This window comes from Variovorax paradoxus (assembly GCF_000834655.1).
Classification (GTDB): Bacteria; Pseudomonadota; Gammaproteobacteria; order Burkholderiales; family Burkholderiaceae_C; genus Variovorax; species Variovorax paradoxus_F.
Genome location: NZ_JXQQ01000028.1, coordinates 1 through 23,859, shown reverse-complemented (window position 1 = coordinate 23,859; position 23,859 = coordinate 1). Strand labels below are relative to the sequence as shown.

At 67.7% G+C, this 23,859-nt stretch carries 17 protein-coding genes; 10 read left to right on the top strand and 7 right to left on the bottom strand.

Annotated features, from left to right (window positions below):
• Positions 1-2 precede the first annotated feature (2 nt).
• The 4 genes from RT97_RS12675 to RT97_RS12660 all read left to right on the top strand — a co-directional run bounded on the left by RT97_RS12675 (position 3) and on the right by RT97_RS12660 (position 5,873).
• Positions 3-1,109 carry a porin gene (locus RT97_RS12675; RefSeq protein WP_042579144.1) on the top strand — a complete coding sequence of 369 codons (1,107 nt, stop codon included), beginning with the start codon at positions 3-5 and terminating at the stop codon, positions 1,107-1,109.
• Between the two features lie 50 nt (positions 1,110-1,159).
• Entirely contained in the window at positions 1,160-2,476 is a 1,317-nt protein-coding gene (locus RT97_RS12670; protein ID WP_042579143.1) for an MFS transporter, read from the top strand.
• A gap of 682 nt (positions 2,477-3,158) precedes the next feature.
• The gene (locus tag RT97_RS12665; RefSeq protein WP_042579142.1) at positions 3,159-5,384 is read left to right on the top strand and encodes a M1 family metallopeptidase; all 2,226 of its coding nucleotides are present in this window, start codon (positions 3,159-3,161) and stop codon (positions 5,382-5,384) included.
• Positions 5,385-5,465: 81 nt separating this feature from the next.
• Entirely contained in the window at positions 5,466-5,873 is a 408-nt protein-coding gene (locus tag RT97_RS12660) for a hypothetical protein (RefSeq protein ID WP_042579384.1), read from the top strand.
• A gap of 4 nt (positions 5,874-5,877) precedes the next feature.
• Here the strand turns inward: RT97_RS12660 and RT97_RS12655 are convergent, their stop codons facing one another.
• Entirely contained in the window at positions 5,878-6,627 is a 750-nt protein-coding gene (locus RT97_RS12655) for a transporter substrate-binding domain-containing protein (protein WP_042579141.1), read from the bottom strand.
• A 190-nt stretch (positions 6,628-6,817) separates the two neighbouring features.
• On the opposite strand from RT97_RS12655, the gene RT97_RS12650 reads away from it, so the two are divergent.
• The 4 genes from RT97_RS12650 to RT97_RS12635 all read left to right on the top strand — a co-directional run bounded on the left by RT97_RS12650 (position 6,818) and on the right by RT97_RS12635 (position 12,511).
• Positions 6,818-7,471 carry a biliverdin-producing heme oxygenase gene (locus tag RT97_RS12650; protein ID WP_042579140.1) on the top strand — a complete coding sequence of 218 codons (654 nt, stop codon included), beginning with the start codon at positions 6,818-6,820 and terminating at the stop codon, positions 7,469-7,471.
• Positions 7,472-7,595: 124 nt separating this feature from the next.
• Complete coding sequence (locus RT97_RS12645; protein WP_155403797.1) at positions 7,596-9,821, top strand: ATP-binding protein; 2,226 nt, start codon at positions 7,596-7,598, stop codon at positions 9,819-9,821.
• Entirely contained in the window at positions 9,814-10,272 is a 459-nt protein-coding gene (locus RT97_RS12640; protein WP_042579138.1) for a response regulator, read from the top strand. Before RT97_RS12645 ends, RT97_RS12640 begins: the two co-directional genes overlap by 8 nt.
• A complete protein-coding gene (locus RT97_RS12635) occupies positions 10,265-12,511 on the top strand; it encodes a response regulator (protein WP_042579137.1) in 2,247 nt (748 codons plus the stop codon). Before RT97_RS12640 ends, RT97_RS12635 begins: the two co-directional genes overlap by 8 nt.
• A gap of 46 nt (positions 12,512-12,557) precedes the next feature.
• On the opposite strand, the gene RT97_RS12630 is transcribed toward RT97_RS12635, so the two are convergent.
• The gene (locus RT97_RS12630) at positions 12,558-13,379 is read right to left on the bottom strand and encodes a substrate-binding domain-containing protein (protein ID WP_042579136.1); all 822 of its coding nucleotides are present in this window, start codon (positions 13,377-13,379) and stop codon (positions 12,558-12,560) included.
• Between the two features lie 133 nt (positions 13,380-13,512).
• On the bottom strand, positions 13,513-14,403 hold the full coding sequence (locus tag RT97_RS12625; RefSeq protein WP_042579135.1) for a LysR family transcriptional regulator: 891 nt from the start codon (positions 14,401-14,403) through the stop codon (positions 13,513-13,515).
• A 109-nt stretch (positions 14,404-14,512) separates the two neighbouring features.
• On the opposite strand from RT97_RS12625, the gene RT97_RS12620 reads away from it, so the two are divergent.
• Positions 14,513-14,944, top strand: a complete 432-nt coding sequence (locus RT97_RS12620; RefSeq protein ID WP_042579134.1) for a VOC family protein — start codon at positions 14,513-14,515, stop codon at positions 14,942-14,944.
• A gap of 24 nt (positions 14,945-14,968) precedes the next feature.
• Here the strand turns inward: RT97_RS12620 and RT97_RS12615 are convergent, their stop codons facing one another.
• From RT97_RS12615 to RT97_RS12600, 4 genes are all read right to left on the bottom strand, one after another.
• On the bottom strand, positions 14,969-17,011 hold the full coding sequence (locus RT97_RS12615; RefSeq protein ID WP_080898272.1) for an alpha/beta hydrolase family protein: 2,043 nt from the start codon (positions 17,009-17,011) through the stop codon (positions 14,969-14,971).
• 89 nt (positions 17,012-17,100) lie between these two features.
• Positions 17,101-17,868, bottom strand: a complete 768-nt coding sequence (locus tag RT97_RS12610; RefSeq protein WP_042579132.1) for a TIGR04325 family methyltransferase — start codon at positions 17,866-17,868, stop codon at positions 17,101-17,103.
• Positions 17,869-17,953: 85 nt separating this feature from the next.
• Positions 17,954-18,874, bottom strand: a complete 921-nt coding sequence (locus tag RT97_RS12605; RefSeq protein ID WP_042579131.1) for a response regulator transcription factor — start codon at positions 18,872-18,874, stop codon at positions 17,954-17,956.
• Positions 18,837-22,244 carry a hybrid sensor histidine kinase/response regulator gene (locus RT97_RS12600; protein WP_253278219.1) on the bottom strand — a complete coding sequence of 1,136 codons (3,408 nt, stop codon included), beginning with the start codon at positions 22,242-22,244 and terminating at the stop codon, positions 18,837-18,839. Before RT97_RS12600 ends, RT97_RS12605 begins: the two co-directional genes overlap by 38 nt.
• Positions 22,245-22,496: 252 nt before the next feature.
• Between RT97_RS12600 and urtA the strand changes: the two genes are divergently transcribed.
• Positions 22,497-23,771 carry an urea ABC transporter substrate-binding protein gene (urtA, locus tag RT97_RS12595; RefSeq protein ID WP_042579130.1) on the top strand — a complete coding sequence of 425 codons (1,275 nt, stop codon included), beginning with the start codon at positions 22,497-22,499 and terminating at the stop codon, positions 23,769-23,771.
• The last annotated feature ends 88 nt before the right edge of the window (positions 23,772-23,859 follow it).

The following is a 23,859-nucleotide window of genomic DNA, read 5'->3' as shown; positions in this document are numbered from 1 at the left end:
CTTTGAAAAACTACTTGATCGCGCTGGCTGCGGCCAGCACGGCTGGCGGAGCGCTGGCCCAATCTTCCCTCACGCTCTTCGGCGTGGTCGACGCAGCCGTCACCTACACGCGCGGCAGCGGCGACGGATCGGCCCACAAGACGCAGCTGAGCAACAGCGGCAACATGTTCAGCCGCCTCGGCTTTCGCGGCACCGAAGACCTGGGCGGCGGCTACTCGGCCAACTTCTGGCTCGAGATGGGCCTGCAGAACGACAGCGCGATGGGGTTCCCCTCGAACTCGAACAACCAGGCGAGCGGCAACGGCACCGCGGGCGTGCTGAGCTTCAACCGCCGCTCGACCGTGAGCCTCGCTGGCCCCTTCGGCGAGCTGCGCCTGGGTCGCGACTACGTGCCCGCGTTCTGGAACACCGCCATCTTCGACCCCTTCGGCACGGGCAGCGGCATCGGCGCCAACCAGATCTATTTCTCGGGCCTCGGCGGCCTTGTCGCACCGACCGGCACGCGCGCATCGAACAGCATCGGCTACCTTCTGCCGGCCTCGCTCGGCGGCTTCTACGGGCAGGTGATGTACGCGATGGGCGAGAACGACTCCACTTCGGTGATGCCGGGCACGCTGGTGCCCAACAAGCGCGACGGCAACCACACGGGCCTGCGCTTGGGTTACCAGAGCGGCGGCCTCAACATCGCCATTGCGACCGGCAAGACGCGCTATGCGAGCGGCGACCTGCGCGTGACCAACCTGGGGGCGGCCTACACCTTCGGTCCGTCGCTCATGAACCTCAAGCTCACGAGCGAGCTGTACACCGAATCGAAGGGCACGACCGACGCCAAGGGCGCGCTCATCGGCTTCCAGCTGCCCATCGGCGTGGGCGAGATCAAGGGCTCCTATGCGCGCTACCGCCTCGAGCCGTTCGGTGCTGCGGTGAAGCCCACCTCGTCGAAGCTGGCCATCGGCTACGTGCACAACCTCTCCAAGCGCACCGCGCTGTACGCGACCATCGCGCGCATCAGCAACCGCAACGGCGCCGCGCAGGCGCTCTCGGGCGCCATCACCGCGCCGAACCGTGCCTCCAGCGGCACCGAGTTCGGCATGCGCCACATGTTCTAGGACCGGGCGCACGCGCCATCACCGCCGCCACGGCAGCAAGAGCAACACACATGCAGAGCAAACACCTTCGTTGGTACGGCGTCATCACGCTGTTCGTGATCGTCGCGATCTCGTACGTGGACCGCATCAACATCGCGGTGCTGATCACCGACGCCGCGTTCCTGGACCATGTGGGCCTCGCGGCGAACGACCGCGTGAGCCAGGGGCTGCTGGCGACGGCGTTCATGCTGGGCTACGGCGTGTCGGCCTTCGTGCTCACGCCGTTCTGCTCGGCGCTCTTCGGCGTGCGGCGCAGCCTGGTCTATGGCCTCATCCTCTGGGGCGTGGTGACGTGGGCCTCGCCGATGTTCAACAGCTACGGGCTGCTGCTGGCTTCGCGCATTCTCCTGGGCGTGTCGGAGGGGCCGCTGTTCTCGCTGGCTTCCTCGTACATCAAGGCGCACTTCCAGAGCCATGAGAACGGCAAGCCCAATGCGCTCGTCAACATGGGCACGGGCCTCGGCCTGGCCGTGGGCTATCCGCTGGTCGGCTACCTGCTTGCGCAGTTCCAGTGGGACACCTCGTTCCATGTGTTGGGCATCATGAACATCGCGCTGGGCATTCCGCTGGTGCTCGCGTTCGTGCGCATGCCGCCCGGCAAGGAAGACGCGGCGCGGCCTTCGTCGCTCGGCGAAGCGATGGCGCGCGTGGGCGCGATCGTGAAGGGCGCGCTGCAGACGCGGCACCTGTTCCTCATCACCTTGCTCACGTCGGCCGCGCTCGCCTACCTCTGGGGCAGCAGCAATTGGCTGCCCACCTACCTGCACGAGGCGCGCGGCTTCTCGCTGCGCGAGATGGGCTGGCTCGCTTCGCTGCCGCAGTACGCCACGGTGCTCGCCGTGCTGGTGAGCGGCGTGCTCATCGACAGGATCGAGCGCGCGCACGTGCCCGTCATCTTCATGGGGGCGAGCGTGGGCGTGGCGCTGTCGGTGCTCATGGCCATCAATGCACACGACCCGTATGCCGCGGCGTGCTGCCTCGTGGCTGCCAATTTCTTCTGGGGACTGCAGAGCCCCGCGATCCCCAGCACGATCCAGCATTGCTCTCGGCCCGAGCACACCGCGAGCGCATTCGGCGTGACCAACGGTGCAGGGAGCCTCGTGGCCGGCTTCATGCCGGCGTTGATGGGCGGCGTGATCAGCGCGGTGTCGCACGGTGCGTCCGCATCGGGCACGGCCACCGCATCGGCTGCATCCGCATCGGGCTTCTTCGCGGGCTTCGCATTGCTGATCGGCACGCAGGTCGTGGTGTTCGGCTGCGGCTTCGTGCTGTGGCTGCGCGAACGCACGCGCGTGGCGTCGAGCGTGGCGCATTCGCAGGTTTCGTAGCGCCTGTATCGCTTCGAGGCGGGGAGTGTGGCTGCATCGTCACATTCGATGTCTACGAGTTTTCGTGTCGATGCGGTGCATGCGCCGCATCCGCAGAACCATCTTCGTATCGCATGCCATGCATCGGATGCGATGACTCCATTCGTCGTATGACGCGCGAACATTTTGAGAGCGAAAAGTTCCGCGAGTCGTTGAGGGATCGCAGTCGATCAGCTACAACTGAGCGCATTCAATGGACGAGGGAATGCGCGTGATATCAACGACAAGAGCCGCAAGAATTCTGATCCTGACCAGCACAGCGCGTGTCGTTCCTGCCATGCATGAACGTCCGCCGACGATGCGCGGGCACTAAGGCACACACCCGCCTCGAGCCCGACCCGCCGCATCCCATCCACCCGCGCATCGACGGGAATGGAAGCCATCAACCCCCGCATCCTGGGGCCACCTGCATAGCTTGCAGCGTGGCTTGGCGTCGCACGTTCATCCGCTTGTTCGCGCTGCGTCGGCCGAAGACAGATTCCGGTGGTTCCCAGCTGTCCTGACGAACGTCTCGTTCGCCGGGAGGGTGCGGTGCTGCCTCTTCGCAGCGTCAGTTGTTCTTCCATCACCGCGCGTGTCCGCGCATCGCCGGCTACCCGCCGGTGCATGCACGGCAGCGCAATGTCCTTACCAGAAGGCGATCATGAAAAAACTCAATTACTCCCTCGTGAATCATCTTGCCATCACCGCAGTGACCCTTGCCGTTCTCACGGCTTGCGGCGGCGGCGGAGACAGTGGCCCTTCCTTCGGCGGCGGCTCGGGTGTCGGTCTTTCGAGCCCGATCACCTCCGGCCCCGCATCGGACAGTGCAGCCAAGACGCCGGACGATGGCGCGCCCGCGCCGGCCGCCGTTGCCGATGCCGCGGTCGACAAGTCCGCCAAGCCGATGGAACTGCCCGACACGGTCTGGCCGAGCAACTACAAGCTGTGGTTTCGCCCCGATGCGGCGCTCAAGACTTTCGTGGGTCGCGGCGATGTAGAGATCGAGGTGCTCAAGCCGGTCGATGCGATCGTCGTGGCTGCGCACAACCTGAACTTCGCCAAGGGCCGCACCACGCTGCGCAAGGTGTCGAATCCGGGCGAGGCGATCCCGCTGATCCCGACGCCGCAGACGCTCGGCGACTTCGTGCAACTGCGCCTGAACGACGGCCAGATCGCCAAGGGCAAGTACCTGCTGCACATGGAGTGGGACGGCAAGATCCAGTTCTCCGATGCGGAGTACTGCCCGCCCGCCGAAGTGGCGCGCAACCCGTTCTGCTCGGCCGCGACCGGCATCTTCAAGGTGGGCCTGTCCACGCCCGAAGGAGTGAGCAGCGATGCCATCGTGACGCAGGGCGAAACCAACTATGCGCGGCAGTGGTTCCCAGGCTGGGACGAGCCTGCGTTCCGCCACACCTTCGAGATCTCGGCCGAGGTGCCGGGCGACTGGAAGACCGTGTCCAACGGCGCGCAGAAGTCGGCGGTGAAGCTGCCCGACGGCTACCAGCAGGTGTCGTTCGAGAAGACGCCTTCGATGCCGATGTACCTCACCTTCTTCGGTGGCGGCAAGTTCGACATCCTGGCCGACACCTTCAAGAATCCGCTGGACGGCACCGACATGCCGCTGCGCTGGTTCACGCCGCCGGGACGCTCGGACTGGGCCAAGTTCGCGATGGAGTGGACCAAGGTGTCGATGGACTACTACTACAAGTACACCGGCATCCCGCTGCCATTCAAGAAGTTCGACACCGTCGCGGCGAACGACAGCTACAACAACAAGCCCAACACCGGCTTCGGCGGCATGGAGAACTGGGGCTCGATCTTCGAGTTCGCCGACTCGGTGCTGACCAAGCCCGGCGACACGCCCACGCTGTACTCGGTGACGGTGGTCACGCACGAGGTGGCGCACCAGTGGTTCGGTGACCTGGTCACGCTCGACTGGTGGGACAACGTGTGGCTCAACGAGTCGTTCGCGCGCTGGTTCGAGCGGCGCACCACGATCAAATTCCACCCCGAGTACTACAGCTTCTCGGACTACGTGCTGGACAAGCACAACGTGATCGTGGCCGACCTGAAGAGCACCGCGGTGCCGGTGCAGCGCAACCTGAACGACGCGGGTTCGTTCGGCTTCATCAGCCCGTCGATCTTCGTCTACAACAAGGGCAGCCACGTGCTGGAGACGATCCAGAACTACATCGGCGAAGAGGCGATGCAGAAGGGCCTGCAGATCTACCTGAAGGACTATGCGTACGGCAACGTCACGCCGTCGCGGCTGTGGAGTTCGCTGGAGAAGGTCACCGACAAGAAGGTGAGCGACATCGGCGACAGCCTCATCCGCCAGACGGGGATTCCGCTCCTGACGGTGGATGCGCAATGCGCCGGCGACCGCACCTACGTGAACATCTCGCAGGAGGCTTTCCCCAACCAGAACCAGTTCCCGGCCTCGACGTGGACCATCCCCGTCACGCTGGCGTACGGCGATGCGATGGAGCAGCGCAAGACCTTCGTGTTGTCGAACAACGCGGTGCAGCTGGAGCTGCCGGGTTGCACGGCGGTGCTGGCCGGGCCGACCGGGCAGGACTACTACGTGAGCAACTACAGCGCGCAGTCTTGGAGCGACCTCTTGGCCAAGGTGCAGAACCTGGCGGCCAACAAGCCGCTGTTGCTGAACATCGAGCGCGACGCGTTCCGCCTGCTGAGCGTGGGCCGCATCACGCAGGCGCAGTACGACCAGATCAAGGGCGTGCTGAACCTGCCGGCGCCGCTGCTCGCCAAGACGCAGCTGAGCCAGCAGAAGATGGCGGCGGTGGACGCGGGCGAGAAGGAGGAGTACCCGCACGCGCTGCGCTTCCAGGGCAGCCTGAAGCTGCGCGAGAACGACAAGCGCTGAGCCTCGTGACCCATGCGTGATGCCGGCCGGGCGCGCCTTCACGGGAGCGTTCGGCGGTTCACGCCTCACACCATGACCATCATGAAAAACCTATTCAAGTACATCGCGGCGGGCGCCTGCGCCGCACTGCTGGCTGGCTGCGGCGCGGGTGGCGGACCCGAGGCCGAACTGGTCGGCGTCTATGCCATCAAGAAGAACGGCGCGCTCAAGGAGGTCGTGAAGATCGAGCGCCAGGGCGACCGCTACATCATGCGGGACAAGGTGCGCACGCCCGAGTGGAGCGAACCCAAGATGCAGATGCAGCCGGTGACGCGCGAACGCTGGAACAAGATCACCACGGACGGCGAGAACACGCAGTTCGTCGGCGTCTCGAGCGACCAGCTGGCGATCTTCAAGGTGCCGCCGGGTTGGCAGAAGAACAGCTTCAAGACGGAGACCGGCTACTTCCTCTTTTATTCGCAGGGGCCGGTCGAAGCCTACAAGCTCTAGCCGCCTATGGCGCGACGATCGCGCCCTCGATGCGGTGGCGTTTGAGCGCATCGGCGACGAAGCCGCTCGCCTTCATCTCCTCGACGAAGGCGGCGAGCAGCGCCTGTGCCTCCGCGCCGCGGCTGGCCGGCGTGCCCATGGCCTGCTGGATCACCATGAAGCGGCCCGGCAGCACGCGCACGCCCGGTGCGCGCTGCGCCTCGCCCTCGAGCAGCTGGCGAATGCCGGCGGCCACCTCGACTTCGCCCGATCGCAGCGCGGCGAGCGCCGGGCCGGCGCCTTGCAGCCGGACGATCTCGGCGTGCGCGATCTTGCGCGTGAGGAACAGGTCGTAGGCGCTGCCCGAACCGACCGAGATGCGATGGCCTTGCGCATCGACCTGCGCGTTGTCTGCGAGCGCCGACGATTCGCGCACGAGGTAGCTGCCCTCGATCAGCACATAGGGCGCGGTGAAGCGCAGGCCTTCGCTGCGCGCGGGATCGACGGCGAAGAAGCCGATGTCGGCCTTTTCGTTCTTCACCGCATCGACCGAGGCCGCGGCCTTCTCGAACACCACGAGCTCGATGCCCACGCCCAGGCGCCGCGCGAACTCGCGCGCGAGGTCGATCGACACGCCCACCGGCTCGCCGGTCGCGGCGTCCTTGTTGGCGAGGATCGGGTTGCCCAGGTTGATGGAAGCGCGCAGCGTGCCTTGGGGCGCGAAGGCGGAGACGAGCGCGGGGGAGAGGGAGGGGGAGGGCTGCGGCTGGGTCATGGCGTCCATTCGTCGGCGGGGAGAGGGAAGGCTGAGGGAGCGAAGCGGCCAGTTTACGAGCGCCCCGGCCTGAATTCCTACTGCCGGATGGGAAGCGCGCCCACCACCGGCGTGCCGGCTTCGCGTAGGCTTGCCACACCCCCGGATCGGGGGTTTTTGTATCCTTTCGACCGCCGTTTTCGACCGCTTCATGACGACCAACCCGCCTGCCATTGCCGACGTGCTGCGCCCGTTGCGAACCGCCACCCACGCCTTGCACGAGGCGCTGGACAGCCGGCTGCCGATCGCACGCGCCGACGCCTCGCTGGCCGACTATGCCGCGCACCTGCGCGCGCTGCGCCCCTGGCTGCAGGCGGTGCGCGCGGCGCTCGCTGCACCGGGCGTGCCGGGCCTGGACCGCATTGCCCGGCGCACCGACCGCCGCCTTGCCGCGCTGGCGCTCGACCTTGACGACCTCCACGGGCCGCACGGCACCGCCCGCGAGGGCAACGACGACGCCGACGGCATGCCCGCCGGGTTGGTGGAGGAAGCCGCCCGCGAACCCGCCTTCGCCTGGGGCCTGGCCTATGTGGTCGAGGGCTCGCAGTTGGGTGGCATGGCGATGCACAAGCGGCTCGCCTCGCGCCTGGCGCCGCATCCGATGCGGTATTTCCAGCCGGTCGATGCGCCCGACGGACTGCCGGCCCAGTGGAAGGATTTCGTCGCCCAGCTCGGCGCCGCCTTGGCCGACCCGGCCTCCGTGGAGGCCGCCCGCCGAGGCGCAGTGGCCGGCTTTCGCAGCCTCATGCCTCGCTTTGGCGTGTGGGGAGTGGCCGAGGAGACAGCGAAGGGCGCCCAGGCATGATCCCGGCGATCCATTTTTTTCCGATTAGCCGGCGCGGCACCTCTTTTGCCTCTTGCGCCTCTCACGCCTCGTGCGCCCATTGAACGTGCCCCAGCTTCACGCGCCCCCCCCAGCCTCCCACAACTTGCGGCCGCCCGAGGTCGACCTGTCTTCCTGCGAGCTCGAACCCATCCGGGTGCCAGGATCGATCCAGCCGCACGGTCGCATGCTGGTGCTGCAGCCCGATTCGATGGCGTTCGTCGCCTGGAGCGACAACTGGCCAGATGACCAACTCGCCGCCGCGCAGGAAACCCTGCGCGGCCTGGCGCTGCCACCGCTCGAGGCCGGCGCCACGCCGGTCTCGCTGGGGGCGCTGCGCCTGGCGGGCGACACCTTCGACGTGGCGGCGCACCGCAGCGAGCGCCATCTGTACCTGGAGTTCGAGGCCGCGCTGCCCCCCGCCGGCAACGAGGCGCCGATCTATTCGCTCGGACGCGTCTTCCTGCCCAGGCTGCAGGAGGCGAACACGCTGGAGCGCCTCACGCAACTGGCCGCCGCCGAGATGAAGCGGCTGACCGGCTTCGGCCGATGCCTTGTGTACCGCTTCGATCCGGCAGGCCACGGCGAGGTGCTGGCTGAGGAGGCCGACCCCGGCTACGACAGCTACACCGGCCACCGCTTTCCGGCCTCCGACATTCCGCAGCAGGCGCGCGCGCTCTACCTGGTCAACCATTTCCGGCTCATCGCCGACGCCACGTACACGCCGGTCCCGCTGCGCGCCGCCGACGCGACGCTCACCGCGGCCGATCTCGACCTGTCGCAGGCGCAGCTGCGCAGCGTCTCGCCGATCCACCTCGAGTACATGCGCAACATGGGCACGCTCGCGTCGATGTCGGTGTCCATCGTCATCGACGGCAAGCTCTGGGGCCTCATCTCCTGTCACAACCACCAGCCGCGCTTTCTGGACACCGGCACGCGCCTGGCCTGCGAGCACCTGGGCCAGCTCTTGTCGCTGCAGATCCAGTCGAAAGAGAGCAACGTGGCCGTGGCCGAGCGGCTGGAGCTGCGCCAGCTCACGCTGCAGATCGTCTCGCACCTGGCCGACAGCGACGCCACGCTGCAGCGGCTGGTGGCGGAGTCGTCGCTCATGCTGCGCCTGGCGCGCGCCACCGGTGCGGCCGTCGTGCTCGACGACGAGGTCTGGAGCGTCGGCGACGTGCCCGCGCGCGAGCACGTGCAGGAGCTGGCCAACTGGATCGCGGGGCTCGGCGTGGAGGTCTACGAAAGCAGCGAGCTGCCTGCGCACTTCCCCTCCGCGGGCGAATTCCTCGGCGTGGCGGCGGGCGTGCTCGCGATCTCGATCTCGCAGGTGCACCGGCACCTCATCCTCTGGTTCCGTCCCGAGATCGTGCAGACCATCCAGTGGGCCGGAGATCCGCAGAAGCCCATGCCAGCGGCCAGCGGGCGCATCCATCCGCGGCTGAGCTTCTCCAGCTGGGTCGAGGAGGTGCGCGGCCGCTCGGCGCCCTGGACCCAGGCCGAAGTGGGGGCGGCCGCCGAATTGCGCCAGGCGCTCATCGGCGTGGTGCTGCGCCGCGCCGAGGAGCTGGCGGCCGTGGCCACCGAGCTCGGCCGGGTCAACAAGGAGCTGGAAGCCTTCTCGTACACCGTGTCGCACGACCTGCGCGCGCCGATGCGCCACATCGCGGGCTATGTCGACCTGGTCGCGCAGACCGAGGGCGCGCAGCTGAGCGAACGCGCCCACCGCTACCTCGGCCACGTCAAGGACGCGGCGGCCTTCGCGGGGCAGATGGTCGACGGGCTGCTCGACTTCTCGCGCATGGGCCGCGCCGCGCTCAAGCAGCGCATGGTCGATACCGAGTCGCTGGTGCAGGGGCTGGTGCGCGAGCTGGGCCGGCTGGAGCCGGGGCGCCGCATCGAATGGGACATCGATGCCGGGCTGCCGGTGCTTTACGCCGACCCGCTGCTGCTGCAGGTGGCGGTGCGCAACCTGCTGGCCAATGCCGTGAAGTACTCGCGCACGCGCGATCCGCAGCGCATCGCGGTGCGCGCCATACGCGCAGACCTGGGCAGCGGCCTGGAGGTGCAGGATAACGGCGTCGGTTTCCAGATGAAATACGTCGACAAGCTGTTCGGCGTGTTCCAGCGGCTGCACCAGGCGGAAGAATTCGAGGGCACGGGCATCGGCCTGGCCAACGTGAAGCGGATCGTGGAGCGCCATGGCGGCACGGTCTGGGCGAAAGGCGCGTTGAACGAGGGCGCGGCCTTCGGCTTCATCCTGCCGAACCGGGAACCCGGCAACGACAACGCGGCGGGCACGCCGCCAGACAATGGAGAAGGACATGCTTAAGCCGATCCTGCTCGTCGAGGACGACAAGCGAGACCTGGAACTCACCCTCATCGCGCTGGAGCGCAGCCAGCTCGCAAACGACGTGATCGTGCTGCGCGACGGCGCACAGGCGCTGGACTACCTGCGGCGCGAGGGCGACCACGCCGCGCGCGCCGAGGGCAACCCGGCCGTGATCCTGCTGGACCTGAAGCTGCCCAAGGTGACCGGCCTGGAGGTGCTGCAGGCGGTGCGTGCCGACCCGGCGCTGCGCAGCATTCCGGTGGTGATGCTCACTTCCTCGCAGGAAGAGTCGGACGTGCTGCGCAGCTACGAGCTCGGCGTGAATGCCTATGTGGTGAAGCCGGTGGCGTTCGACCAGTTCGTCTCGGCCATCGCCGAGCTCGGCGTATTCTGGGCGGTGCTCAACGAGCCGCCGCCCGGCTCCCTGAAGGCGACGCGCCGACATGAATAGCCCGGGCGTCGCGAGCGTGGAGAACGCGCCGGCCATGCCGGACAAGCCGGACATGCCGGCCGTGGCCGACGTTCCGTCCGGCGCGATCGACGTCCTCATCCTCGAGGACTCGCGCTTCGACATCGAACTCCTGGGCGAGGCCCTCGCCACGGCGCTGCCCGGCGCGCGCATGCACGTGGTGCGCGACGAGGGCGGGTTCGTCGCGGCCCTCGGGGAGCGGGGCCACGCGCTCATCCTTTCCGACTACGAACTGCCCGGCTTCTCGGGGGCGGAGGCGCTGGAGATCGCGCAGCGCATGGCGCCCGGCACGCCCTTCATCTTCGTCTCGGGCGTGATCGGCGAGGACAACGCGGTCGAGCTGCTCAGGCGCGGCGCCGTCGACTACGTGAGCAAGGGGCGCCTCGCGCGCCTGCCGGTCGTGCTGGACCGCGCGCTGAAGGAGGCGGCCGACCGCCGTGCCAAGCGCGTGGCGGAAGACCAGTTGCAGGTGGCGAGCGAGGCCTTGCGCGAGGCGGAGTTGCGCCGCCTTGCGCTGATGGAGCTGGGCGACCGCATCCGCGACATCGACGATCCGGGCGAGATCGCCTACGTGGCCTCGGCCATGCTGGGCCAGCGCCTGGCCGTGGACCGCGCCGGCTACGGGCTGGTGGACAAGGTGGCCGAGACGATCTCGATCGACCGCGACTGGACGGCTTCCGGCGTCGCGAGCCTTGCCGGCCTCTTGCACTTTCGCGACTACGGCTCCTACATCGAGGACCTGCGGCGCGGCGTCACGGTGGCTTTCGCCGATGCACGCCTGGATCCGCGCACCCGCGACACCGCCGACGCGCTGGAAGCCATCACCGCGCGGGCGGTGGTCAACATGCCGATCACCGAGCGCGGCGGGCTGGTCGGGCTGCTCTACCTGAACCACGGGCAGGTGCGCGAGTGGACGCGCGACGAGCTCGACTTCGTGCGCGAGACCGGCGACCGCGTGCGCTCGGCCATCGCGCGGCGCGAGGCGCAGATCGAACTGAAGGCCTTTGCCGAATCGCTGGAGCGCCAGGTCGAGGAGCGCGCCGCCGAGCTGGAGGCCGCGCGCGAGCAGTTGCGCCAGAGCCAGAAGCTGGAGGCCGTGGGCCAGCTCACGGGCGGGCTCGCGCACGACTTCAACAACCTCCTGGCGGCCATCAGCGGCAGCCTGGAGTTGATGCGCCGGCGCGCCATCGACGGCCAGCCGGCCGACATGGAGCGCTACATCGGCGTGGCGCAGGGCGCGGTCAAGCGCGCGGCCGCGCTCACGCACCGGCTGCTCGCGTTCTCGCGGCGCCAGACGCTGGCGCCCAAGTCGCTCAACGCCAACCGACTGGTCTCGGACATGGAAGAGCTGCTGCGCCGCACGCTCGGCCCGCAGATCGCGCTGGAGGCGGTGTCGGCCGTGGGGCTGTGGAACGTGCATGCCGACCCGAGCCAGCTGGAGAACGCGCTGCTCAACCTGTGCATCAATGCGCGCGACGCGATGCCCGAGGGCGGCAAGCTGGTGATCGAGACGGCCAACCGCTGGGTCGATGCGCGCACCGCCAGGGAGCGCGACATGCCCTCGGGGCAGTACGTGTCGCTCACGGTCAGCGACAACGGCGTGGGCATGACGCCAGAGGTGGTGGCGCGGGCCTTCGATCCCTTCTTCACGACCAAGCCCATCGGCATGGGCACGGGCCTCGGGCTCTCGATGATCTACGGCTTCGCCAAGCAGTCGGGCGGGCAGGTGCGCATCTATTCGGAGCCGGGCAAGGGCACCTCGGTCAGCATCTACCTGCCGCGCCACGACGAGCAGGAAGAGGCCGTCAGCGAGCCGGTGGAGGCCCCGCTCGCGCCGCGCGCGGACCAGGGCGACACGGTGCTCGTGGTGGACGACGAACCCGCGCTGCGGATGATCATCGTGGAGGTGATGCGCGGCCTCGGCTATGCCACGCTGGAGGCGGGCGACGGCGCAGGCGCGCTGCGCATTCTTCAGTCGCCGCGCCAGCGCATCGACCTCCTGGTGAGCGACGTGGGCCTGCCCGGCGGCATGAACGGGCGGCAGGTGGCCGACGCGGCGCGCACCGTGCGCCCGGGCCTGAAGGTGCTGTTCATCACCGGCTACGCAGAGAACGCGGTGCTCAGCCACGGCCACCTGGACCGCGGCATGCACGTGATGACCAAGCCCTTCGAGATGGACGTGCTCGCGCGGCGAGTGAAGTCGCTGATCGAATCGGCCTAGGGCGCCGCTCCATCGACGCGCCGGTCACCGGGCCGTCATCGGGCCGTCATCGGGCGGTGAGCGGCTCCAGCCCGGTCTTGGCGATGGTGGGGGCGGCGGCCGGCGAGTTGAGATAGCGGATCAGCTGCCGCGCCGCATCGGGCTGCTTCGACGCGGTCGCGATGCCGGCCGAGAACACCGTGTTCTGCTGCACCTCGGCGGGCAGCGGGCCGATGTAGTCGATGCCCGCGACCGGCAGCAGCTCGCTCACCTGCTGCAAGCCCAGCGCCGCGTCGCCGCGCGCGACGACGGTGCCTACGCGCTCGCTCAGGATGCGCTTGCTCTTGGGCTTGACCTGGTCCTCGATCCCCAGCTTCTTGAGCAGTTCGGTCTCGTAGTAGGTGCCGCTCGCACTGGCCGAGTAGGCGATCGACGGCGCCGCGATCAGCGTGCGCTTGAGCGCATCGACCGTGCCGATGTCGGGCCGCGGCGCGCCCTTGCGCACCGCGAATCCGATGGCCGAGCGCACGAGGTCGACCTGGCTGCCCGGCACCACCTTGCCCTTGGCGACAAGGTCGTCGAGCGCGGGGCGCGCAAGGATCACCACGTCCACGGGCTCGTTGCGCGCGAGGCGGCTCGGAATCGAGTCCTGCGCATTGCCCATCGAGGCGCCATAGGCCGTCTTCACCGTGCGGCCGCTGCTGCGCTCGAACTCGGGGCGCAGGTCGTTGTACGCGGCGGTGAAGCCGCCCGAGGTCATGACGTGGATGTCGCCGGTGGCCGGCTTGCTGTCGGTGTCGAAGCTGCCGCAGCCGGCGAGCGCGAGGGCTGCGACGAGCGGGAGTGCGGCGCGGCGGGTGAGAGAGGAAAAGGAAAGAAGGGGCTTCACGATGTCTCCTGGGTCCTGGCAAAAGGGGCATGGCGGCGTGGGCGCCGCCTGCTGTCGTCATCGTAGAGGGCGGGGCTGTCAATCCGCCTTCATCGATTCGGGGGTTAGTACCGACGCGGTCGGCAGTGGCGGATCACCTAGACGGCTTCGCCCGTGAAGGCCTGGCCGCCTCCTGAAGGCACAGCGCCAGCTGCGAGACCACCGGCGTTCCGGCCCGCGGCTTGCGCTGCAGGAGGCCGACCTCGCGGTGGAACGTGTGCGCGCCGAGCGACAACGTGCGAACCCCCGGCGGCAAGGGCAGATGCGCTTCGACCAGCGGCACGAGGCCCACGCCCAGTCCCTTGGCCGCCATGTGGATGAGGCCGGGGATCTCGTCCACCTCGATGGAGTCGTTCACCTGGAGCCCCTCGCGGCGAAGGAAGCGCTCGACCATCCGCCCGCCGAACGAGGCGCGGTCGTAGCGGAGAAAGGGTTGCGCCTGCAGCAGGGCGCGCCAGTTCTTTCCGGGCAGGTTCGCCGGCGCGATGAGCACGTAGGGCTCCTGCACCAGCGGCTGCCACGCCAGGTCGGGCAGGATGCCGAAGGGCGGCCGGATCATCACCGCGGCATCGATGTTGCCCGCGTCCAGGTCGTCCATGAGCCGCATCGACACGCCGGGCGAGACATGCACGCGCAGCAGCGGCAGGCTCTGGCGCAGCCGCGCGAGGGCCCGCGCCACCAGCGTCGGTTGCGCAGAGGCGATAGCGCCGATGCGCAGCAGCCCGCGGTTGGTGGCGTCGTCGGGCAGGTCGCCGAGCTTGGCGTAGAGGGCGCAGATTTCTTCCGCGCGCGCCAGCGTCGTTTCGCCCGCGGCGTTCAGCGTGGCGGACCGCCCCGTCCGGTCGAAGAGCGCGAAGCCCAGGCTTTCCTCGAGCCGCTTGATCTGGCTGCTGACCGCCGATTGCGTGAGGCCGATGCGCTCTCCCGCCGCGGCGAACGTGCCGTGGCTGCAGACGGTGATGAAGGTCTTGAGTTCGTCGATCATGGGCGAATCATCGAATTTATTGGGGCTCAGGGAAGAAATATATCGTTTTCGGTTATGTGGCCGATTGCTTAGAGTTCGGGCAATCAGATCTCTCAACCCCACGACGCCCATGAGCACCCAGGAAACCCGGATTCCATTCCACCTCGCATTCCCCGTGCGCGACATCGCCGAAGCTCGCGCGTTCTATGGCGAGCTGCTCGGATGCCCCGAGGGCCGCAGCGCGCCCCAGTGGGTCGATTTCGATTTCTACGGTCACCAGATCGTGGCCCACCTTGCGCCCGACGAATGTGGCCACAAGGCTTCGAGCGCAGTGGACGGGCACGACGTGCCCGTGCGCCACTTCGGCGCGATTCTTCCGATGGACAAATGGCAGGCCCTGGCCGACAAGCTCGTCGCACGCCAGACGAAGTTCGTGATCGAGCCCTACATCCGCTTCAAGGGCGAGCCGGGCGAGCAGGCGACGATGTTCTTCCTCGACCCCTCGGGCAATGCCATCGAGATGAAGTCGTTCGCGAACCTGGATTCGTTGTTCGCGGTCTGAGGCGGGTCGTCCTCTCGGCCTTGCCTATTCCAGGTTCTTTCGCAGGAACTGCTCCATCTCGGTCAACACCCGCACGCGGTCGTCTTCGCGGCTCATCCAATGATCGCCCAGCGGCAACTCGACGTAGCGCGCATCGGCGTGGTTCGCTTTCCTGAGCGCTTCGGCCATGTCGCGCGATTGCTCTACCGGGACGAGGAGGTCGTTGGCGCCATGGATCAACAGCACCGGTACGCGAATCTCGCTCGCACGCAGGGCGGGCGAGGTCTGGCGCAGCTTTTCGCGGTCGCCCCACCAGGTGCCGATCTCGGCTTCGGCACCCAGTTGGTAGCCCATGTAGTTTTGCGAATGGCTCAGCAGGTCGCGAAGATCCGAGGGGCCGGCGACGCTGATGGCGCAGCGATAGAGCGTGGGATCCTTCACCGCGCCCATCAGCGCTGCGTATCCGCCATAGCTGCCGCCTGCGATACAGGCACGCTGCGGGTCGGCGATGCCCTGGCCGATCATCCAGCGTAAGCCGTCCGCGAGATCGTCCTGCATCTCCAGGCCCCAGCGGCGGCGGCCGGCGTCGCGAAAATCCTGCCCGTATCCGATCGATCCGCGGAAGTTGATCTGCAGCACGGCCCAGCCGCGGCTGGCGAAGAATTGCGCCCAGTAATCGTAGCTGCCAGTGTTGGCCGCGGCCGGGCCACCGTGCGGCAGCAGGATGGTGGGCAGAGGGCGTGGCGCCGCAGCCGCGAGCGCTTCGGCCTCGCGTGCCGGCGGCAGCGTGAGATAGCCCTCCAGGGGAAGGCCGTCGCGGCTGCGCAGCGCGACGCGCTTGGGCGTCGCCAGCGCCTGCTTCTCGAGTGCGGGATGCGTGTCACTGATGAGCCCCAGCTTGCCGCTCGTCCAATCCATCGTGAAATAGCGCGGCGGCCGCGAACCCTGGACGGACAGCACTACGCTGCTGCGTCCCGCTTCATCGTCGTTCACTATGAAGTTGCTGCGCTGGGGGAACGCGCGATCCAGCGCTTCTTGTCGTTGCCGGGCCGTGTCGTCCCAATACAGCACGCGGGGGGCGTCGGTGTGGTATTCGATACCGACGACACGCTGCGTCACCGGGTCTCGGAGCAGATTGCCTCGCACGTCGAAACGAGCGTCGGCCAGCAGTGTCTGGCGCGTGAACGCAGGGTCGTGCAGGTCGATGCGCACGAGCGCATCGCGGCCATCGACGGGTGCGAGAGCGTAGAGGAAGCGAGGGTCGGCATCGAAACCCAGCGGCGTGAGCGCCTGGCGGCGGGCCTCCGCGGCATCCGTTCCGTCGTATGTGGCAAGCGCCACCCATTCGGACGAGCGCCCCTGGATTTCCGGCGGCTTTACCATTACGCGCAAAGTCGTGCGGGTCGCGCCGCTACCCAGTCGCACCACCCCCTGGGTGTCGGCCATCCAGTTGCGGATGCCACCGAGATTGCGTTGCAGTAGGCGCGATCGTCCTGTGCGCACGTCGAGGCGATAGACGTCGGGATGTCCGGGCGATTGGGAATCGAAGGCGATGAGTACGGTCTCCGGTTCGTCGCGCGAACCGCCCACGATGCGGTCCTGGTACTGCGGTGTGTGCCGCCGCTGCTCGAAGATGCTGTTGCCCTGCAAGGTGCCGAAAAGATCCGCCTTCATGTTGCCGCCGTCGCGATCAACAGCGATCAGTCGGGTCTCGCCCGTGGCCACGCCGCGGCGATGGTCCAGAAAGTAGGTGCCGACCAGCAGGCGCTGGTTGCCGGCCCAGCGCAGCGACGAAAAGACGTATTTGTCGTTGTCCGTGTGCAGCAGGACCTTGGGCTTGTTGCCGAAACCGCTCACGACCACATAACTCTGGCCGTCCATGTTCTGGACCATGGCCGCGCCGCGGCCGTCGGGCGACATCCGCAGCATCTGGACTGCGGGTAATTCGGCAAAAGCTCGAAGGGGTATTGGTGCGGGCTGCGACAGCGCGTGGGGCGCGTCGGGCGTTTCGGCCGCGAAGCCTGGGCCCAAGCCCATGGCCAAGATGGCGGCGAGGCCACGCGAAAGACGCCTGAAGGCGACGAACATTGCTCACTCCCCTGAATATGAAAAGCCGGGGCAGTGTACCGACCCGGCTTCAGGAGTGCAGAGGCTCGTCCCCCGGCTGCTGATGCGCCTCAGGCCAGATCGAAACAGCAGCCCGCGTAGTAGGGCAGGTCCCCGCCATCCACGAACGGCACTTCGATCGGCTTGCCCTCATTGCGCCACACGTCGCGCTTGCGGTAGCCCGAGCGCGTGAGCGTCTGGAGCAGGCCGTCGTGGTGCTCGATGCGGTAGGGGCACACCGCCACGCCGATGCTGTTGAGCGTGTAGATCGTGCGCTCGGGGTGAACAGCCGTCGTGTTCAGGACGATGCGCCGTGGCTTCACGGCCAGCGACGACAGGATCTCGTCGATGCGCACCGGCAAGTACTGCAGGCTGCCCGAGGCATACAGCACGTCGCAGCCGCTGGCTTCGCGGTAGTCGGTGGTGAAGGCGAGCTGTGCGGTCACCTCGCGCTGCTCGGCGACGGCGCGGCCGTTCTCGATCACGCTGGGCACGTCGCACACCGTCCAGCGCAGGCTGTCGGGATAGGTCAGCACGCGGCGGAACGCGTAGTACTTGATGCCGATGTGGCCGCCCAGGTCGAAGATGCGCGTGAGGCCCGCGTCGATCGAGCGCCCGAGCCAGAAGAGTCCGGGGTAGTCGTAGAAATAGATCTGCGGGCTGTAGAGGTTGGCGGCCTCGGCGTGGTCGTAGCCCACGGCCTTGGAAGGCGGAGCGCCGGCCTCGGCCGCAGCGAAGCTCTCGAACGAGCCCATGAAGAGGTTCTCGTCGGTGTTGTTCAGAAACTTGTGCTGGTAGGCGCTTTCGCGCGAAGAGAAGGGCAGCAGGTTCGAGCGCATTGGTTTCTCCGTTGACGTGGTCATTCTGCAGATCAATGGCCGTGCATTCAATGGCCGGAAAACCCGGGGGGTGGGTACCTACCCCTCAGGCCAGTTGCCCGCTCGCCAGTGCCGCCGCGGCCGCGCGCGTCTCCACGCCCAGCTTCTCGAAGATGTGCTCCAGGTGCTTGTTCACCGTGCGCGGGCTGGTGCCCAGGATCTCTCCGATGTCGCGGTTGGTCTTGCCCTTGGCGAGCCAAGACAGCACCTCGGTCTCGCGCGGCGTGAGGGCCGCCTCGGCGAGCCGCGCGGACGAGGTACCCATCGCGCCGTCGCGCTGCATCGCGAACAGCAGCATCGTCTCGCCGAGGGCCGCCGCGCCCAGGTTGCGCACCGAGAGGCGCATGCCCGTCGCCGTGCCGACGGCAATCGCCGCGCCCGCCACGAGCGCTGCCTCCAGCGACTGCGGCAGCAGTCCCGGCGACACCGGGTCTTCGAGCGCATGCAGCCACAGTGCAGCCTGCGGCGAGCGCCACGCGATGCGCCCGCGCGTGTCGACGAACACCACGCCCATGCCGGCCACGTCGACCGCATCGCGCGCCATGCGGGTGATGCGGGCGTTGCGCGCATGCGTGTGCAGCCGCGCCAGCACCTCCTGCGCGCGGATGGGCTTGACCACGTAGTCGACGCCGCCGCACTCGAAGCCTTCGACCACGTGCGCGGTTTCCGACAGTCCCGTCATGAACAGCACCGGAATGTGCGCGAGCGCCGGGTTGGCCTTGATGCGGCGGCAGGTCTCGAAGCCCGAGAGGCCGGGCATCAGGCCGTCCAGCAGGATGGCATCGGGCACCACCAGTTCGAGCCGCTGCAGCGCCGCCTCGCCGTCGGCCGCCACGAGCACGGTGTAGCCGCTGGCCTCCAGCGTGTCGCACAGCATGCCCAGGCTGCTGGGGGCGTCGTCCACCACCAGCACCACGGGGCGTTCGGATTCAGGACGAAAGGACGGGGCCGAGGGGAGTGTCTGCATCTTCTGCCAGTGCGTTGCGGAGGTTGTCCAGGTCGAAGCGCGTGACCATGCCGCGCAGCCACGTGCAGGTGGCCGCCGCCGCGGGCGATGCGGCGGTGAGCCTGTCGAGCGCGGTCTGCAGGCCGCGCACGTGGCCCATCTGCACGAGGCGCATGAGTTCGGCGCGGTCGTCTTCAGAGAGCACGAGCTGCGGCGGGCGCATCGCAATCTCTTCCTCGCCCGCGGGCGGCATCGCGTCACTGGCCAGCAGCCATTCGAGGCCCAGGTGCCGCTCCAGCGTGGCGATGAGTTCCGACTCGATCACCGGCTTGCCGACGAAGGCCTGGCAGCCCGCGGCGCGCAGGCGCTCGGTCTGGTTCTCGAACATGTTGGCCGAGACGATGATGATCGGAATGCTCTCGAAGCCCGACGCGCGCACCGAGGTGGCGGTCTGCCAGCCGTCCATGTCGTCCATCGTGAGATCGAGCAGGATGGCCGAGGGCAGCTCTTCGCGCAGGCTGTCGAGGCACTCGGTGCCGCTCGCGGCCTCGCGCACCTCGAAGCCCAGCGGCATCAGCATGCCTGCGAGCATCTGGCGCTGCACGGGCTGGTCGTCCACCACGAGCAGCGTGCGACGTGCGCCGATGTAGCCCGACACCGGCTGCCGCAAGGCGCCGCCCCTGGCTTGCGGGCCGGGGTCGGCCACCTCGCGCAGGTACACGCGCACGCTGAAGGTGCTGCCGGCGGGCGAGGTGTGAGCCATCACCAGTTCGCCGCCCATCAGCGAGGTGAGCAGGGCGGTGATCGTGAGGCCCAGCCCCGTGCCCGGCTCGCCGCGCCGGCGCCCCGCAGCCCCGCGCTCGAAGGGCTCGAAGATGCGCAGGTGGTCTTGCGGCGCGACGCCGATGCCGGTGTCGACCACGTCGAAGCGCAGCACCTCGCGCCGCGCATCGACATGCAGCGTGACGGTGCCGCTGTCGGTGAAGCGCACCGCGTTCGTCAGCAGGTTGATGAGGATCTGCCGCAGCCACTTCGCATCGGCATGCACCCAGGCTGGCAACTCCCCCGCGTGCGTGTAGACGAAGGCCAGGCCCTTGTTCTCCGCCTGCGGCCGCACCATGTGCACCAGCTGGTCGAGAAAGGCGGGCAGTGCGAGCGGCGCCGGCTCCAGCTGCAGGCGTCCGGCCTCGATGCGCGCGAGGTCGAGGAGGCCATCGATCAGCCCGAGCATGTGTTCGCCGCTGCGGTGGATGGTCTGCACGGCCTCGCGCGGAGGGGCGGCGGCATCGCCCTTGAGCAGGATCTGCGAGTAGCCCAGGATGCTGTTGAGCGGCGTGCGCAGCTCGTGCGTCATGCCCGCGACGTAGCGTGTCTTGGCCTGGTTGGCGGCCTCTGCGGCTTCCTTGGCGGTCTGCAGCGCGGCATCGGTGCGGCGGTGGGCTTCGATCTCCAGTGCGAGCAGGTTGTTGTGGCGGTTCGATTCCTCCTGCGCCATCTGCCGGCTCTCGCTGCCCAGCACCACCCACCATGCGGCCACCGCTGCCACCACGGAAAGGAGCGCGAACACTTTCAGAAAGGCCGTGGAGAGCGTCGGATCGCTGGTGCCCGCGATGGCCTCCTGCGCATAGACCACGCCGACCACCGTGGCCAGCAGCGCGATCAACGAAGTGGCGATCAGCAGGTAATGCGCCACGCGGAAGTTGAGCCGCGCCGACAGCGCCGGCGGCAGCAGCGCCTGCAGCCAGCCGCTCATCTGCTCGGCGGCGCGCGAGTCGGTCTTGCAGCGGTCGTGGCAACGCGATTCGAGCGTGCAGCACAGCGAGCAGATCGGCGCGCTGTAGGCGGGGCAGTGCGCCATGTCTTCCGACTCGAAGCTGTTGTCGCACACCGAGCATTTCACGCTCTGGCCGGGCGCCCAGCGGTCGATGTCGGTACGTGCGAGGTAGTAGCGGCCGCGCGTCTTCCAGGCCAGCAGCGGAGACACGGCCATTGCGGTGGCCAGTGCGATGAAGGGCGAGAACGCCTTGGCCCACTGGCCGAGCGCGCCCGAGTACGCCAGCATCGCGAGCGCCGCGGCCACCAGCATCGCGACAAGGCCCACGGGGTTGATGTCGTACAGGTGCGCCCGCTTGAATTCGATGGTCTTCGGGCTCAGGCCCAGCGGCTTGTTGATGACCAGGTCGGCCACCAGCGCGCCGACCCAGGCGATGGCGATGTTGCTGTAGAAGCCCAGCACATGCTCCAGCGCGGCGAACACGCCCAGCGCCATCAGCAGGATCGCGATGACCACGTTGAACACCAGCCACACCACGCGCCCCGGGTGGCTGTGCGTGAGCCGCGCGAAGAAGTTCGACCATGCGAGCGATCCCGCATAGGCGTTGGTGAGGTTGATCTTCATCTGCGACACCACGACGAACAGCACCGTGACGCCGAGAATCCATGCCGGGTCGCGCAGCACGTACGAAAAGCCCGTGAGGTACATCTGCGTCGGCTCGATCGCATGCGCGGCCGGTATCTCGTGCTGCAGCGCGAGGAACGCGAGGAAGGCGCCGCCCATCATCTTGAGCAAGCCCGGCACGATCCAGCCCGGGCCCGCGACCAGCACCGCGGTCCACCAGCGGCCGCGGTTGGCGGCGGTCTTCTCGGGCAGGAAGCGCAGGTAGTCGACCTGCTCGCCGATCTGCACCACCAGCGAGAAGGCCACGGTGGCTGCCGCGCCGAACATCAGCGGATCGAAGCCGCTGCTGTCGGAGGTGCGGCCCACGAGACCGGTGAAGTCGGCGTAGAGCTCGGGCTTCTTCACCATCACCGCGACGAAGGGACAGACGAACAGCACGATCCAGATCGGCTGCGTCCACAGCTGCAGCCCCGAGATGAGCGTGATGCCGCGCGCCACCAGCGGAATGATCACGATGGACGACACCAGGTACAGCAGCCACAGAGGCCAGTCCAGGTACATCTGCAGCGCCAGCGCGAGGATGGCGGCCTCCAGCGCGAAGAAGATGAAGGTGAAGCTCGCGTAGATCAGCGAGGTGAGGGTGGAGCCGAGGTAGCCGAAGCCCGCGCCGCGGGTGAGCAGGTCCATGTCCACGCCGTGCCGCGCCGCGTAGTACGAGATCGGCAGGCCGGTGAGGAAAGTGATGAGCCCCACCACCAGGATGGCCCACAGCGCGTTCGAGAAACCGTAGCTCAGCGCGATGGCCCCGCCGATGGCTTCAAGCGCCAGGAACGAGGTGGCGCCGAACGCCGCATTGGCCACGCGGAACTCCGACCACTTGCGAAAGCTGCGCGGCGTGTAGCGCAGCGCGTAGTCCTCCAGCGTCTCGTTCGCGACCCAGGCGTTGTAGTCGCGGCGGATGCGAAAGATCTTCTGTCCGGAGACGGATGTCATGGCGGGTTCTCGCGGCGGCGGTGGCATGGGCAGGTACAGCAAGAAGCGCTCCCTGTGCCGCTTGCCACCGGCGGGCCACCGATGTCTGGCTCGGGAGTCTGCGGGCAGGGCGGGTCGGCGCCGCTACGTTGAATGACGTATTCGCTTCGGCGCGAGTGATTTCTAAAGTACCAGCCATGGTGCTCGGGGCACCGTCCGATGCACTGCGATGGTGCGCGGCCCACTCGTTTTTCAACCTGCCTGGAGTTCCTGATGTCGCGTGATTCCGATCCTTCCTTCGATGCCCTCGACGCCATGGCCCTGCGCCGCCGCCGCCTGCTGCAGGGCGCCGCCGCCTTGCCCGTGATGGGCTTGAGCGGCCTGAGCTTCGGCCAGTCGCAATTTCCCACCGCCAAGGTCAACACCACCAAGCTCGCGGTGACCGACACCGAAGTCACGGTGGGACAACTGCATTCGTCCACCGGCACCATGGCCATCTCGGAGACCGGCTCCATCCAGGCCGAGCAGCTGGCCATCGACCAGATCAACGCCATGGGCGGCGTGCTGGGCCGCAAGATCAAGGTCATCAAGGAAGACGGCGCCTCCGACTGGCCGACCTTCGCCGAGAAGTCGAAGAAGCTCCTGGTCAACGACCACTGCGCCGCGGTCTTCGGCTGCTGGACCAGCGCCTCGCGCAAGGCGGTGCTGCCGGTGTTCGAGAAGGAGAACGGCCTCCTGTACTACCCCACCTTCTACGAAGGCCTGGAGCAGAGCAAGAACGTGATCTACACCGGGCAGGAGGCCACGCAGCAGATCATCTGGGGCCTCGACTGGGGTGCCAAGGAGAAGAAGGCCAAGACCTTCTTCCTGGTCGGCTCCGACTACATCTGGCCGCGCACCTCGATGAAGATCGCGCGCAAGCACATCGAGAACTTCCAGAAGGGTTCGGTCAAGGGCGAGGAGTACTACCCGCTGGGCCACACCAACTTCAACTCGCTGATCAACAAGATCAAGGTGGCCAAGCCCGACTGCATCTTCGCGGCGGTGGTGGGCGGCTCGAACGTCGCCTTCTACAAGCAGCTCAAGGCCGCGGGCATCACCGGCGACAAGCAGTTCCTGCTGACGCTGGCCGTGACCGAGGACGAGATGACCGGCGTGGGCGGCGAGAACTTCGCGGGCTTCTATTCGTCGATGAAGTACTTCCAGTCGCTCGACAACGAGAACAACAAGAAGTTCGTGGCGGCGTTCAAGGCCAAGTACGGCAAGGACGCGGTGATCGGCGACGTGACGCAGGCGGGCTACCTCGGTCCTTGGCTGTGGAAGGCTGCTGTCGAGAAAGCGGGCAGCTTCGACGTGGACAAGGTGGTTGCCGGATCGCCCGGCATCGAACTGAAGACGGCGCCCGAGGGCTACGTGAAGCTGGATGCGAACCACCACCTGTGGAGCAAGGCGCGCATCGGGCAGGGGCAGCTGGATGGGACGTTCAAGGTGGTGGCGGAGTCGGCCGAGTTGATCAAGCCGGATCCGTTTCCCAAGGGCTACCAGTAAGCCTTTGCGTTTCTCCCTCCCCCTTTGGGGGAGGGCCGGGGTGGGGGCAAGCGGCCGTTGATGAAGCCTTGCGCTTGCAAGTGCCGCC